This window comes from Caballeronia sp. GAWG1-1 (genome assembly GCF_023631465.1).
In the GTDB taxonomy this organism is placed as follows: Bacteria; Pseudomonadota; Gammaproteobacteria; order Burkholderiales; family Burkholderiaceae; genus Caballeronia.
Window position 1 is genome coordinate 26,510 of sequence record NZ_JALQDB010000009.1, and the last position, 13,672, is coordinate 40,181.

At 63.2% G+C, this 13,672-nt stretch carries 14 protein-coding genes; 4 read left to right on the forward strand and 10 right to left on the reverse strand.

Annotated elements, in window-relative coordinates; genetic code table 11:
- The first annotated feature begins 442 nt into the window (after positions 1-442).
- Complete coding sequence (locus NCT03_RS05835) at positions 443-1,255, forward strand: ABC transporter substrate-binding protein (RefSeq protein ID WP_350030140.1); 813 nt, start codon at positions 443-445, stop codon at positions 1,253-1,255.
- Between the two features lie 58 nt (positions 1,256-1,313).
- Here the strand turns inward: NCT03_RS05835 and NCT03_RS05840 are convergent, their stop codons facing one another.
- Genes NCT03_RS05840 through NCT03_RS05855 form a run of 4 tightly spaced genes read right to left on the reverse strand, consistent with a single transcriptional unit; the run spans position 1,314 to position 6,105 of the window.
- Positions 1,314-2,174, reverse strand: coding sequence for an efflux RND transporter periplasmic adaptor subunit (locus tag NCT03_RS05840; protein WP_250492207.1), 861 nt, complete (start codon positions 2,172-2,174; stop codon positions 1,314-1,316).
- Positions 2,175-2,220: 46 nt separating this feature from the next.
- A complete protein-coding gene (locus tag NCT03_RS05845; protein ID WP_250464390.1) occupies positions 2,221-2,421 on the reverse strand; it encodes a DUF1656 domain-containing protein in 201 nt (66 codons plus the stop codon).
- Positions 2,411-4,564 carry an FUSC family protein gene (locus NCT03_RS05850; RefSeq protein WP_250492208.1) on the reverse strand — a complete coding sequence of 718 codons (2,154 nt, stop codon included), beginning with the start codon at positions 4,562-4,564 and terminating at the stop codon, positions 2,411-2,413. Before NCT03_RS05850 ends, NCT03_RS05845 begins: the two co-directional genes overlap by 11 nt.
- 11 nt (positions 4,565-4,575) lie before the next feature.
- Positions 4,576-6,105 carry an efflux transporter outer membrane subunit gene (locus NCT03_RS05855; RefSeq protein WP_250492209.1) on the reverse strand — a complete coding sequence of 510 codons (1,530 nt, stop codon included), beginning with the start codon at positions 6,103-6,105 and terminating at the stop codon, positions 4,576-4,578.
- A 166-nt stretch (positions 6,106-6,271) separates the two neighbouring features.
- Between NCT03_RS05855 and NCT03_RS05860 the strand changes: the two genes are divergently transcribed.
- Both NCT03_RS05860 and NCT03_RS05865 read left to right on the forward strand, forming a co-directional pair.
- Entirely contained in the window at positions 6,272-7,210 is a 939-nt protein-coding gene (locus tag NCT03_RS05860; protein ID WP_250492210.1) for a LysR family transcriptional regulator, read from the forward strand.
- A 150-nt stretch (positions 7,211-7,360) separates the two neighbouring features.
- Positions 7,361-7,525 (forward strand): hypothetical protein, encoded by a 165-nt coding sequence (locus NCT03_RS05865; protein WP_244827677.1) that lies wholly within the window; start codon positions 7,361-7,363, stop codon positions 7,523-7,525.
- Positions 7,526-7,527: 2 nt separating this feature from the next.
- On the opposite strand, the gene NCT03_RS05870 is transcribed toward NCT03_RS05865, so the two are convergent.
- The 5 genes from NCT03_RS05870 to wrbA form a co-directional block, all read right to left on the reverse strand.
- The gene (locus NCT03_RS05870) at positions 7,528-8,253 is read right to left on the reverse strand and encodes an SOS response-associated peptidase (RefSeq protein WP_250492211.1); all 726 of its coding nucleotides are present in this window, start codon (positions 8,251-8,253) and stop codon (positions 7,528-7,530) included.
- 30 nt (positions 8,254-8,283) lie between these two features.
- A complete protein-coding gene (locus tag NCT03_RS05875) occupies positions 8,284-9,087 on the reverse strand; it encodes a metallophosphoesterase (RefSeq protein ID WP_250492212.1) in 804 nt (267 codons plus the stop codon).
- Positions 9,084-10,544: an FAD-binding oxidoreductase gene (locus NCT03_RS05880; RefSeq protein WP_250492213.1), complete on the reverse strand. Its 1,461-nt coding sequence runs from the start codon at positions 10,542-10,544 to the stop codon at positions 9,084-9,086. The genes NCT03_RS05875 and NCT03_RS05880 overlap by 4 nt, the downstream gene beginning before the upstream one ends.
- A gap of 147 nt (positions 10,545-10,691) precedes the next feature.
- The gene (locus NCT03_RS05885; RefSeq protein WP_250492214.1) at positions 10,692-11,078 is read right to left on the reverse strand and encodes a DUF2069 domain-containing protein; all 387 of its coding nucleotides are present in this window, start codon (positions 11,076-11,078) and stop codon (positions 10,692-10,694) included.
- A gap of 27 nt (positions 11,079-11,105) precedes the next feature.
- Positions 11,106-11,720, reverse strand: coding sequence for an NAD(P)H:quinone oxidoreductase (wrbA, locus tag NCT03_RS05890; RefSeq protein ID WP_250492215.1), 615 nt, complete (start codon positions 11,718-11,720; stop codon positions 11,106-11,108).
- Positions 11,721-11,815: 95 nt separating this feature from the next.
- Between wrbA and NCT03_RS05895 the strand changes: the two genes are divergently transcribed.
- Positions 11,816-13,123, forward strand: coding sequence for a YihY family inner membrane protein (locus NCT03_RS05895; RefSeq protein ID WP_404989076.1), 1,308 nt, complete (start codon positions 11,816-11,818; stop codon positions 13,121-13,123).
- A gap of 9 nt (positions 13,124-13,132) precedes the next feature.
- Here NCT03_RS05895 and NCT03_RS05900 read toward each other — a convergent pair whose 3' ends face one another.
- Entirely contained in the window at positions 13,133-13,453 is a 321-nt protein-coding gene (locus tag NCT03_RS05900) for an Mpo1-like protein (protein WP_244827684.1), read from the reverse strand.
- Between the last annotated feature and the right edge of the window lie 219 nt (positions 13,454-13,672).

Consider the following 13,672-nt stretch of genomic DNA (forward strand, 5'->3'; position numbering starts at 1 on the left):
GGCGCTTGCACGTTTGTTCGAGCGTCGAGTCGTGCTTGTGGCCACACATCGGTCGCGATTATTGGGCGGCACATCGCCGAGATTTCTATCGAGGTGGGTGGCACGCCTTCGCGATCTGTCGCGTGTTTGCACTTGTGCGTGGGCTTGCCCGTGCGTTTGCGTTTGGGCTCTAGCTTGAGCTTGCAGCATGCACCTGCCCGCGCACCCGGCCGTCCATTTGCACTTGCATGAACGCGACCGCCACTTGCAACTTTCCCGTCCACGTTATCTCCACAGTCTGTTGCCGCGACCGCGCTACAATCGCGGCCCTGTGTTTGATGCGGCGCAGCGATCATCGCCGAGACGTTTGAGCATGGCTTTCCGTGCAGCGATGCTTCGGACGCTGGCGGCATGCGGCATCTAACAGAGACGAACGAATCGAACTTGGAAGGAGATGGACTTGATTAAACTGCAATGGCTCAATCGCAGGTTTGCCGCGTTCGCGCTCGTGAGCGTTTCCGCGGCGGCAGGCATGGCAACGCTCGACGCGCATGCCGCCGACAGCATGAAGGAACTGCGCTTCGGCGTGGAGGCGTCTTACGCGCCGTTCGAATCCAAGACGCCGTCGGGTGAACTGACGGGCTTCGATATCGACATCGGCAACGCGGTGTGCGCGAAGCTGAAGACGAAATGCGTGTGGGTCGAAAATTCGTTCGACGGCCTGATTCCGGCCTTGCAGGCGCGCAAGTTCGACGCCATCAACTCGGACATGACGATCACGGACAAGCGGCGCGTCGCGATCGACTTCACTGATCCCATTTATACGATTCCCAACCAGCTCGTCGCGAAGAAGGGCAGCACGATCCTGCCGAGCGCAGATGGTCTGAAGGGCAAGCGCGTGGGCGTGCTGCAAGGCTCGATTCAGGAGACATACGCGAAGGCGAAGTGGGCGCCGGCGGGTATCGATGTCGAGTCGTATCAGGCGCAGGATCAGATCTACGCGGATCTCGCGACGGGCCGTCTGGATGCCGCGTTCCAAGATGCCGAGGCGGCATCGAAGGGCTTTTTGAAGCAGCCGCAAGGCGCGGGTTTCGCGTTCGCGGGACCGGCTGTGTCGGATGACAAGCTGCTCGGATCAGGCGTCGGCTTCGGCGTGCGCAAGAACGATAAGGCGCTGAAGGATGCGCTCAATCGCGCGCTGAAGGAGTTGAAGGACGATGGAAGCATCGACCGGTTCGCGGCCAAGTATTTCGATGTGAAAGTGGTTTTGAAGTAAGGCTTGGTCTTGCTTGAGAAAGCCCGTTTCTGGCGAAAGCAGAACGGGCTTTCGTACCTCACATCGCCCCAATCACCACCGTACAAGTCGTCCCCGCCGCGAGCAGCACGCCTTCCGGCACATCATCGATCTTCACGCGCACCGGCACGCGTTGCGCGAGCCGCACCCAGTTGAACGTCGGGTTCACATCCGCGAGCAACTCACGGCTTTGCGGATTGTCGCGATCGTAAATGCCGCGCGAAATGCTCTCGACGTGACCCGTGAGCTCGCCGCCGCTCATCAAACGAATGTGCGCCTTGTCGCCGATCTTCACATGTGGCAGCTTGGTCTCTTCGAAATAGCCATAGACCCAGAACGAATGACTATCGACGATGGCGAGCTTCGCCGCGCCCGCCGTCGCGTAGTCGCCGCGATACACATTCAGATTCGTCACGTAGCCGTCCACCGGGGAAAACACCTTGGTGCGTTCCAGATTGAGCTTCGCGGCATCCAGCGCGGCGTTCGCCTGCTGCAACTGCGCCTCGGCAGTCGATGCCGTCTGCATGGAGTTCTCGCGTGCTTCCTTCGAGACGACCAGCGCGTCCATGTCCGCGCGACGCGCCGCATCGGCCCGGCGCATGCGCAACTCGGCCGCGCGCGCCGCGACGTTCGCCTGCGCCTGCTCGACGGCGATCTGGTAATGCGACGGGTCGATCTCCAGCAGCAAGTCGCCTTTCTTCACGAACTGATTGTCGTGCAACGGCATCTGCACGACCGCGCCTGACACGTCCGGCGCCACGTTGACCACATCGGCGCGCACCCGTCCATCGCGCGTCCACGGATCGTTCATGTAATGCACCCACAGCATGCGGCCGATGACGAGCGCCGCGGCAAAGATGGCCATCGTCATGACGAAGCCGACGAGTTTTCTGATCAGCATGATGCAACTCTCTTGAATATGTTGTTGGCGACGAAGCGGTCGAGAATCATCGATACACCGCGAGACCCAGCACGCCGCACACGCAGACGAGCAGGCTCGCGCGAAACAGCGCCGGATGCCAGACCACGCGATACAGTCCGGTCAGCGCCAGCACGCGGTCGATGATCCAGGTGACGAGCCCGCCCGCGAGGCACAGCAAAAGCAGCGTCGGCACGTAAGCTTCGAGAATCGCGGTATCACGCGGCATGGGACGCTCCTTCAGGCGAAATCGGTTGGAACGCTGCGAACGGCGATTCCGGGTCGAGCAGCGCGGTACGAATGAAATGCAGATGACTCACGATGCGTTGCAGCCGATGCCGCTCTTCACGCGGCGTATCCGAATCCGAAGCGTGCGAAGCAAGCATGGCCTGCATCTCGTCGATGGCGTGTTCCGTCGCGACGAGCGCGCCATCGAAACGCGCTTGCCGTGGCCGATCGAAGAGCCGCGCCACCGCATCGAGCGTCGGGTTCACGACGCGTTCGAAGCCCGCCATTTCGCGTCGCAAATCGATCACCGCATTGCCGAATTCGAGCACCGCGAAGAGCCACTGCAAGGCCTCGCGTTGCAGCGCGGGCTTGTCGGAAGCGAGCGCGTTGATCTGCGAAAGCAGGTCGCGCGTGCGGCTTTCGAAATGCGTCGTCAGTTGCGCGAGACGTCCGCGCCGCGCGCTCACTACTTCGCGGCGCAGGTCCGCGAGCAGCAGACGGCGCAGCCACGGCGCATCGGTCGGCAGGAGCACGGCGAAGGCGATCGCGGAGACGATCATCGACAAGACGAGCGCGATGGCGTCGTTCATGAAGCCGGTCGGATCGTAATGCACGAGGTTGTCCGGCCCCGCGAGAAAGCAGAAGAAGATGCAGTAGCCGATGCCCACGCCCGCGAGCGAGCGACGCGTCGTCAAGAACGCGCCGAGCATGAGCGCGGGCACGAGCGCCGCGCACATCAGCACGAAGCCGTCGATATGCGGAAACACGCCGAACACGACGATCATGCCCGTGATGCTCGCGAGCGTCGTGCCGATAGCCATTTGCGCGGCCATCTGCGTCGGCCGTGGCGAGGACGACGCCAGCGCGCATACGGCAGCGGCGTTGAGCACCATCGTGCCGCCGCTCGGCCACGCGCTCGCGATCCAGAACGCGCTCAGGACGAACATCACGACCGCGCCGCGCAGGCCGGAAACCGCGGCCGCGAGCAGATTGGTCTTGGGCACGTAACGCGCGACCCAGCGCTCGCGTTCATGCGACGGCGCCGCGAGCGACGCGTAGGTGTCGGCATACGCGAGCATGTCGTCGACGAAACGATAAAGCAGCTCGGTCGCGGTATCGAATTCGAGTGCGGTGAAGCCGGGCGCGGTTTCGAGCGAGATACGCACCGCGCGCACGCGCTTGGGCAACGCGGCCTTGTAGTCGCGCAATTGCGCGGCGGCGTGCGCGGCGTCGGCAGCGTTGCGCACCGGCTCGCCCGCAATCAGCAACAGCGGCGGCACTTCGTGAATGAACGGTTCGAGCGCATCGATGGTGGTGCCCGACGCGTTTGCGCGCAGCCGGTTCATCAACTGATGCAGCGCGTGAAAACGCGTGGATGCACTCATGAATTCACTATTCAGCCGCGCGAGCCGCCCGCCGCGCCGCCGCGATTCGGGATGCTCGAAAATTGCGACACTGCGCGCCGCCTCGAAGCCGACGATATCCGCGACGAAGCTCAGATTGGTGCGTTCGATTTGCGCGCGCTCGAGCTTGCCGGACATCGCGTGACAGACGTAATCGACGAATTGCGTGAAGCGCCGTCGCACCGTGGTGCGGATCTGCTCGCCCGCGAGTTGCGGAAACACGAGCGCGCTCACAGCGCCCGCGCACACGATGCCGAGCGACACTTCGCCCACCCGCGTCAGGGCCGACAGATACGCGCCATCCGGATGCTGCGCCGCCGGTATGCCGATCAGTGCCGCCGTGTATCCCGCAAGCACGAAGCCATACGAGCGGAAGTTGCGATTGCGCGCCGCGCCCGCCGTGCAGATGCCGACCCAGAGCGCCGTCGCCGAGAGAAACAGCACCGGCTGCTGCGAGAACAGGCTGATGAATGCGAGCATGACGACGAGACCGACCATCGTGCCGCAGAAACGGTAGAAGCTCTTCGCGAGCACCATGCCGCTTTGCGGCTGCATCACGACGAAGACGGTGGTCATCGCGGTGCGCGGCTGCTGCATGTCGAGCCGCATGGCGATCCATAGCGCGATCAGCGCCGCCAGCACCGCCTTGAAGATGTAGATCCACGCGAGGCCGTCGGTGCGCGCCCAATCCGCGAAGGCGTTCACGAGCGATGCGCGCTTGTCGATGAGAACAGTGGCCATGAACGTTCTCCTCACTTCACCGAGGACGACGCGCCGAGCGACGAACCGAACGGGCCGATATGCTTCGCGGGCGCGAGCGCCGTTTCTTGCGGACCATTCGAGGGATCGTCGATGCCGCCGCCGAGCGCGGAGGTGAGCGTTGCATAGGCTGCGAGCCGTTGCGCCCGCACGCGTGCTTCGCCGTCCTGCGCGCGCAGCAATTGCGCTTGCGCGATCAGCACGTTGACGTAATCGGTCAGGCCGCGCTTATAACCGGCGTTGGCGAGGTCGTAGCTCTTGCGTGCGGCGGCGACCGAGCGCCCCGACGCTTCCAGCTGCGTGTCGAGCGAACGCACGCGCACGACTTGATCGGCGATGTCCTTGAGCGCGGCGACGAGCGTCGCGTTGTAGTGATCGACGGCTACGTCGTATTGCGCCGACACCGCGCCGAGTTGCGAGCGCAGCCGTCCGCCTTCGAAGATAGGCAACGACAGCGCCGGGCCGAATGTATAACCCGTCGCCTTGCTCGTGAGGAAGCTGAGCAGCGCGCCGCCCGCGAAAGTCTGCGTGAGCGACGCCGCGAGATTGATGTTCGGATAGAACTCGGCCTTCGCGACATCGATACCGCGCGCTTGCGCCGCCACCATCCAGCGCGCCGCGACGATGTCGGGCCGATGACCCACGAGTTCGGCGGGCAGCGACGAGGGCAAGGGCAGCGGCGTCGCGAGCGCGAGCGTGGGACGCGTGAGCGCATCGCCCGCGCCGGGACCTTCGCCTGCAAGCGCGGCGAGCTGATGGCGCGCGAGCTCAATCTCTTCCTGATAGATATCGACCTGACGCTCGTACTCGGGCAACGGCGTTTCGGCCTGACTCACTTCGAGCTGTGTGCCGATGCCGCCTTTCAAACGCCGCTCTGCGAGATCCGCGATGCGCTGCTGCTGCGCGAGCGTCTGTTGCGCGATATCGAGCAGCGCGAACGCCTGCGAAAAGCCGATGTAGGCGCGCACCACGTTGGTTTCGAGTTCGAGCTGGGCGGCGCGGGCATCGGCGGCGCGCACGTGGGCGACATCGAGCGCGCGTTCGGCGGCGTTATCGTCGCGGCCCCAGAGATCGAGGTCATAGGAGAGCGAAAGGCCGGCGGTGTCGTCCCACGTAGTCGTGCCGCCGTAGTAGCCGGGGCCGTAGAAGTCGTTCTCCGGCCAGTGCTTGCGTTGCAGGCTCATCGCGCCATCGACGTGCGGCAAAAGCGCCGAGCGCGCCACGCCGGCTTCCTCGCGCGCCTCGCGAACGCGTGCGGCGGCCATCGCCAGTGTCGGGTTGCCGCCGGTTGCGCGTGTAATCCAGGCATCGAGCTGCGGATCGCGATACGCGCGCCACCATTCCTGGCCGGGCCATGCGGCGTCCGCATTGGCGGCGCGAATGGCGTTGCCGACATCGAGCGTTGCCGCGTCTTTCAGCGGATCTTGCGGCGCGACCTTGCCCGTACTTGCGCATCCGGCGATTGTTAAAAATGCCGTAAGAACCGCGGCATAAGCGGCGTAACTGAACGACCGGCTCCGCACGATTCCCTCCCAAAATTGAATAGAATTTGAGAGTGAATTATATTTTTGCAGGGATTGTCGAATAACCAGTAACGATGTAAAGCATTCTTACTGAGATTGCGATAATCGCTGTTACTGGTCATGTAACAATTCGGTCTACATAAACGCCGAAAAACGGGAAAGCGTCATGGATACGCTCCAAAACATGCGCGTGTTCGCGCGCGTCGTCGAGGCGGGCAGTTTCACCGCCGCCGCGCAGCATCTCAATACGACCACCGCCTACGCGTCGCGCGCCGTGTCCGACCTCGAAGCGCATCTGCGCACGCGGCTGCTCAATCGCACGACGCGCCGAATCGCGCTAACCGAGGCGGGCGAGCGCTACTTGCAACGCTGCGAGCAAATTCTCGCTTACGTCGATCAGGCCGAAGCCGAAGCCAGCGACGCCCACGCGCGTCCGGCCGGCAAACTCAAGGTGCATTCGATGACGAGCTTCGGCGTGCACTATGTCGTGCCGATGATCTCGCGCTATCAGCAGCGTCATCCGTCCGTGCAGGTCGAGCTGACTTTGGCGCAACGCGTGCCGGATCTACTGGACGAGGGTTACGACGTGTCGGTGGTGCTGGCTTCTGAGTTGCCGGATTCCGCATTGGTGTCGGCGCGGCTCGGCACGGTGTTCAGCATTGTATGTGCGTCACCGGCGTATATCGAGAAGCACGGCACGCCGCATGTGTTGTCCGATCTGGTGCGCCACACTTGTCTGCAATTGATGACGCCCGTGTTTCCGCCCGACCGCTGGGTCTTCGACGGTCCGAACGGGCAGGAAACGGTCAGTCTCGGCGCTTCGCCCTTCACGGTGAACGTGGCCGACGCCATGGTGACGGCGATCCGGGAAAACATGGGCATCGGCGTATTGCCGACGTCCTCCGCGCTGCCCGCCTTGCGCGCAGGCACTTTGGTGCGTGTGCTGCCGCAATACACGATGCAGGAACTGACGGTCTACGCGCTGTACCCGTCGCGCCAGTATTTGGACGCCAAGATCCGCACGTGGGTGGAGTTTCTGCGCGAGGCGCTGCCCGACACGCTCGCCGCCGATTCCGAGTCGCTCAAGGAGTTCGTAGTAGGCTGAATATGCTTGCCGTCAGTGCTGTCGGCTCCGACGCGCTGACCGAAGTCCGGTTACGAAATAAGCTGCGGCGCAACACTTGCTTACTCCTGATTCACCCGCATTTGCTACTGTCTGTCCACGTTCACTGCATTTATCTTGGGGACTCGTCTGATGAGCACGCCACTTATGTTCGCTCTTGCCGCGCTTGTGTCGTTGATCGCCGTTCCGGCGTCGCGCGAGCTTTTCAATGCCATGCGTGCCCAGTCGGAAGAAGAGGCAAGAAAGCGCCTGATCCCGATTCGCGTCGAAAGCAACCGCGACCGGCGCACCCGCTGAATCTAAAAAAGCGCTTCCAGCGGCTCGATGAGCCGCGCTTCGTCCGTGGTGGCGCGGTTCACATCGGTTGAAACGCGGTGCCAGACGAAGTGCGAAGCCGGCACGCCGTCGGACTTCACGAGCCGCGCCAAATCTTCCGCTGATGCGTCCGAGTCCAGCCAGCGCCGCGCCGTGGCTGCGGAGAAAACCAGCGGGCGGCGGTCGTGGACGTCCACGAGGCCTTCGTCGGCTGCTGCCGTGACGATCACGAAGCCCGCGCCGGGCTGCGCGGCGTCCCCCTCGCGCGTGATGCTCGTGAGCGCGGCGAGGAACATGGGCTCACCGTCGGCGCGTCGAATGTAATACGGTTGCTTGAAGGGCTTCGCGGCGGCGGGTTTGGTCGCCAATTCGCCCGGACGCGGCTCGATTCGCCATTCGAACCAGCCATCCGCTGGCACGAGAATGCGCGCTTTTTTCCACAGATTGCGAAAATAGGCACTGGTCGACGCCGTCTCGACGCGCGCGTTGATGGTCTGCGGCAGCTTCTTTTGTATCGCCCACGGCGGGCAATATCCCCAATGCACGGCGCGAATCGATTCGTCGGGATAGACGGCGAGCGGATGCGTGCCTGGCGACAAGTTATAGCCGGGCCGCCGGTCGGCGGCATCGACGAGTACGAACGGGTTCTTCAGATGCAGACGTTGCGCGTAATGCATCGGCAGTCGGTACTGGCTGATTCGGCCGCACATGGCTTGGCTCCCGTTATTCGCGTTGCTCCGTCAGATTTCGACGACCTTGTCCCAGGCGAACTGTTCGTTTTCCCAGCGCCCGGAGCGACGGTCGAAGTAGCCGCGCGGATTGCAGACCACGCGCGTCCCATTCGCCGTGTAGTCGAACGAAGTATGCGTGTGGCCGTGAATCCAAAGCGCGGCGGGCGTGCGGGCGAGCGTCGGCAGATGATTGACGAAGCCCGCCGACACGATATCCGTCGCGTACCGCTCGGACAGACTTTCGCGCAACGGCGCGTGATGCGTGACGACGATCGTCTGGCCCGCGAACGGTCTGGCTAATTCGTTTTCGAGCCACGCGCGCGCTTGCTCGTGCAGCGCGAGGGAATCTTCCGGCGCGAACGCGCGGGGTTCGCCGTCTTGCTCCGGCCACGCGAGCTGGATCAGCCCTCGATAATCCAGCATGACCTTGATGCACGCTTCCTGCGCGCGGCCGATTTCTTCGTCGCTCGACCCGAACAGCGCGAAGTCGGTCCAGAGCGTCGTGCCGAGAACGCGCCACGCGCCGCGCCGGTCGACGAGCGCCGCGTTGTTCAGGTAATGCACGTTGTCCACGCTTTGCGCCGCGTCGAGCATGGCGGCTTCCATCGCGCCGAATTCGGCGTCGTAGTACTCGTGATTGCCCGGCACATAGACGATAGGCACGTCCGAACCGAAGTTCTCCACCGCCCAACGCACGCCTTCCGCGTGATTGTGGATATCGCCCGCCAGCACGACGAGATCGGCTTCGGCATAAGGAATCGCGAGCGGCTCGTCGTTTTCCAGATGCAGGTCCGACAGCACGCGTATCTTCATGCGATGTTCTCCTTCCCTGTCCCGGCTTGCGCCCAGCGCACGACCTTGCCCGGATTCATGCGATTTTCGGGATCGAGCGCGGCCTTGATGCTTTGCATGAGGCGCACCTCGACGGCCGATTTATAGTGCATCGCTTCGTCCACCTTCAGTTGCCCGAGACCGTGCTCCGCGCTGATACTGCCGCGATGCGCATGCACCTGGTCGTAGACGAGTGCGTTGATCGGCGTCTGGAACGCTTCGAGAAATTGCTTCTGATCGACGCCTTCGGGCGCCTGCACGTTGTAATGCAGATTGCCGTCGCCTAGATGTCCGAAGGTCACCATGCGCGCGCCGGGCGTGGCTCGAGCGATGATCGCGTCGGTTTCCTCGATAAAGCGGCCGATGCTCGAGATCGGCACCGCAATGTCATGTTTGATGTTCAGCCCTTCCTCCGCCTGCGCGAGCGGGATATGCTCGCGCAAATCCCAGAATGCCTGCGACTGCGCGAGGCTTTCCGCGACCACGGCATCTTCGACGATACCTTCTTCCATAGCCTGTTCCATCAGCCTTTCGAAGAGCGCGCGGGCGTGTTCGTCGCTTTCGCTGTCGGAGAGTTCGAGCAGCACGGTTTGCGCGTGCGGTTCGCCGAACGGATAACGCAGTTGCGGAAAATGCCGGCCGACGAGGCGCATCGAGAAGTCGGACATGAGCTCGAAGCCGGTCAGGAGCGCACCTGCGTGACGTTGCGCCATTGCCAGGAAATCGAGTGCGGCGTGCGGCGAGGCTAGACCCGCGAGCGACGTCACGCGCGCGACCGGCGCGGGATGCAGTTTCATCACCGCCGCCGTGATGATCCCGAGCGTGCCTTCCGCGCCGATGTACAGATCGCGCAGATCGTAGCCGGTGTTGTCCTTGCGCAATCCGCGCAGGCCGTCCCAGATATCGCCTTGCGGCGTCACGACTTCGAGGCCCAGGCACAACTCGCGCGTGTTGCCGTAACGCAGAACGCCCGTGCCGCCCGCGTTGGTCGAGAGGTTGCCGCCGATCGTGCAACTGCCTTCGGCCGCGAGACTCAGCGCGAAGAGACGTTGTGCGCTTTCGGCGCGCGCCTGGACTTCGGCGAGCACGACGCCCGCTTCGACGGTAATGGTGTTGTTATGCGGATCGATACCGCGAATGCGGTTCAGGCGGCGCAGGCTCAACACCGCTTGCGCGCCGCTCTCGTCGGGGGTTGCGCCGCCCGCGAGTCCCGTGTTGCCGCCTTGCGGCACGATGGCCACGCGGTGTTCATGCGCGAGTCCGACGACGGCGGCGACTTCCGCGGTATCGGCGGGAAGCAGCACGGCGCACGCATTGCCGCGATAGCGCTTGCGCCAGTCGACGAGAAACGGCTCGGTGTCGTGATCGTGCGTGAGAACGTGGGACGCGCCGAGCAGTTCGGTGCAGGCGGCGATGAACAGGGCGTGAGAGGCAGTCATGGATGAGGGCAGATTGGACCGTGTAGCGTAGTCGACAGTATCGCGCAGCGGGGCGCGGCATGCGCCTCGGCCGAATGGCGTAGGCCGCGCGCAGCGTTTCGATCCGTGCTAAAAAGCATCACGTCCGTATGGAAAAAAGCGAACGATTCAGCGTTTTCTTGCACGCGCCGCACGTTTGAAGGGGGCGACGAAGCCGAGCGCGCAGACGAAGAAAGCGAACGCAAGCAAAGTTTCGAGCCAGGCGAGGCGCGCGGAGAGGCCGGTATCGGTCATGCCGCGCACGATGCCTTCGGCGAAGTAGAGCAAAACGAGCATCGAAGCCCATTGCAAGGTATAGACGTTGCGCTTGATGACACCGGGCAGCGCGCATGCAAGTGGCAGTGCTTTCAACGCGAGTAGCCATGCGCCGGGACGCAGCGGCGCGAGCCACAGCTCCCAGAGAAGCGAGAGCACGATGAGCGCGGCAAGACTCGTCAGCGCACCGATGGCAAGCGGCGCGTTCGTTCGCGGCTCGGTCAGCGAAGGTGCGGTCATGGCGGGCTTAAGCGGCCTCAAACGGACTTAAGCGGCCTTCGCGCCACGCACGAGGTCGAGCGCGGTGCGCGCGAGCCTTGTGCCGAGCGCGACGGCGAGCGCTTTCTCGTCGGCGGTGATGCCATGCTGGCTGGCGTCGCCCGTGCGCGCATGATGCGATGCGCCGTAAGGCGTACCGCCGCTTTGCGTGGTAGTCAGGCGCGACTCGGTGTAAGGAATGCCGACGATCAGCATGCCGTGATGCAGAAGCGGCAGCATCATCGAGAGCAGCGTGGTTTCCTGGCCGCCGTGCAGGCTGCCGGTGGAGGTGAAGACACTCGCCGGCTTGCCCGCGAGCGCGCCGGACAGCCACTGCGGCGTGGTGCCGTCCAGGAAATATTTTAGTGGTGCGGCCATGTTGCCGAAGCGCGTGGGCGAACCGAGCGCAAGACCCGCGCATTCCTCCAGATCGCGCAGCTCGGCGTAAGGCGGGCCATCGGCGGGAATGTCGGGCTGCGTGGCTTCGCAGACGGTGGAAACCGGCGGCACCGTGCGCACCCGCGCGGCCATGCCAGGAACGCTGTCGACGCCCTGGGCGATGGCGAGCGCAAGCTCGCGGGTCGCGCCGTGGCGGCTGTAGTAGAGCACGAGGATGTCGTTCATAAGGCTTTTTTAGTGAACGGCTATTATAGGGATTAGCCTGTTTTTAGGGGCGCGCAGGGCAATAGCCTCACGCGGCCTCGCTTGGGAGAATGCGTTTGCGGCACGTTTTCATCGATCTCGCGGCAGTCAAGCGTCTCGCCGGTTTCGTCGCGCGGCGTCTTGGCGAGGATCGCGTCGCGCAGGTGGCGGGCAGTCTCACGTTCACGAGCGTGCTGTCCGTCGTGCCGCTCGCAACCGTTGCGTTCGCGCTCTTCACCGCGTTTCCCATTTTCGGTTCGTTCCAGTCGTCGTTGCAGGACTTCCTGGCGGCGCACCTGATGCCGACGCAGATCAACACGCAGATCTTCAATTATCTGAACCAGTTTGCCGCGAAAGCGAAGGGCCTGACCACGGTCGGCCTCATTATCCTGTTCGTCACCTCGGTGATGACCATGATGACGATCGAATCGGCGCTCAACGTCATCTGGCGCGTGAAGAAGGCGCGCCCGTTCGCGCAACGCGTCATGGTCTATTGGGCCATCATCACACTCGGGCCTATTCTCTTCGGCTGCAGTCTGTCCATCTCGTCCTACGTGTTCGCGCATTCGATCGCGTTCGCGGGGTCGCACAATCTCATGCCGCCTATCGTCGAATGGGCGCTCACGGGCGTTTCGTTGCCGCTCACGGTGTTTGCCTTCACCATCATTTACGTGTTCATGCCGAACTGCAAGGTCGAATGGCGCGATGCCGTCATTGGCGGGCTGATTGCAGCGGTGGCGTTCGAACTGGGCAAGCGCGGCTTCGGCTACTACGTGCGGCGTATTCCCACTTACACCGCCGTGTATGGCGCGTTCGCCGCGCTGCCGGTGTTTCTGCTGTGGGTTTATCTCTGCTGGATGATCGCGCTCGTCGGTGCAATGGTGACGTCCGCGTTGCCGGCCATTCGCATCGGGCAATATCATCGGCGCGACTTTCCGGGCAGCGACTTGCTTTACGCGCTCGAAATACTCGCGCGACTCGTCGAATTGCGCGACGAAGGCAAGCCTGGCTACACGGCGATGGAACTCGCCAAGATGGCGCGTTGCGATCTGGATACCTCCACGCGCTTGATCACGCGGCTCGATGCGCTCGGCTGGATCGGCCGGCTCGAAGACTCGAAGATGCCGCGTTTCGTGTTGATCGCCAACCCGGCGCACATCACCATGACCATGCTGTTCGACCAGTTCGTGATCGACCGGGAGGAACTGGATTATCAATTGCGTCTCGATGCCACGCATCTCGATCGCACGGCGCTGATGGAAGCGCTTGAAAACGACAGGCTCGAAGCCACGCTCAACTCGCTCGTTGCGGCGCGCGCGGCGGCGCTCACGAACCCGCGCCTGCTCGAAACACCACGTTCTTCCATGCCGCAGCAACCGGCCTGAGTGCACGGTTCAAAGCGAGATTCTGCCGATGCAGATGTCCTTGAACATCACCCAGTCGCCCATCAGGCTATAGACCGGATGGCGAAAGGTGGCGGGGCGGTTCTTTTCGAAAAAGAAGTGGCCGATCCACGCAAAGCCGTAGCCGCAGATCACGGCGGCCGGCAGCCAGAGCCAGTCGCCGGTGGCGATGGCCATGGCAATGCAGCCAATCACGCCGAGTGAGCCTAAAAAGTGCAGCCTGCGCGATGTCAGATTGCGATGCTCGTCCAGATAGTACGGATAGAACTCGGCGAAGTTCGCGAAGTGTTCTCCGTGTGTCGTCTGCGCCATGATCGCCTCCCGGTCGATGCGGTGCCTTCCACCTGACGAATGCGCCAGCAAGATTCATTCTGCGACGGCGCGCGTGGTGGTGCAAGCGATGCAAGGCTTTGATGCGCGTGAGGCTTTAACTTCTTGCAAACCACGCGCTCACCAGTTTTTCCATGCACTTCGGCGCCAAGACAAACGACGCGTCCATTACCCGGCTCTGCGCAGGATCGTCACTCAGAC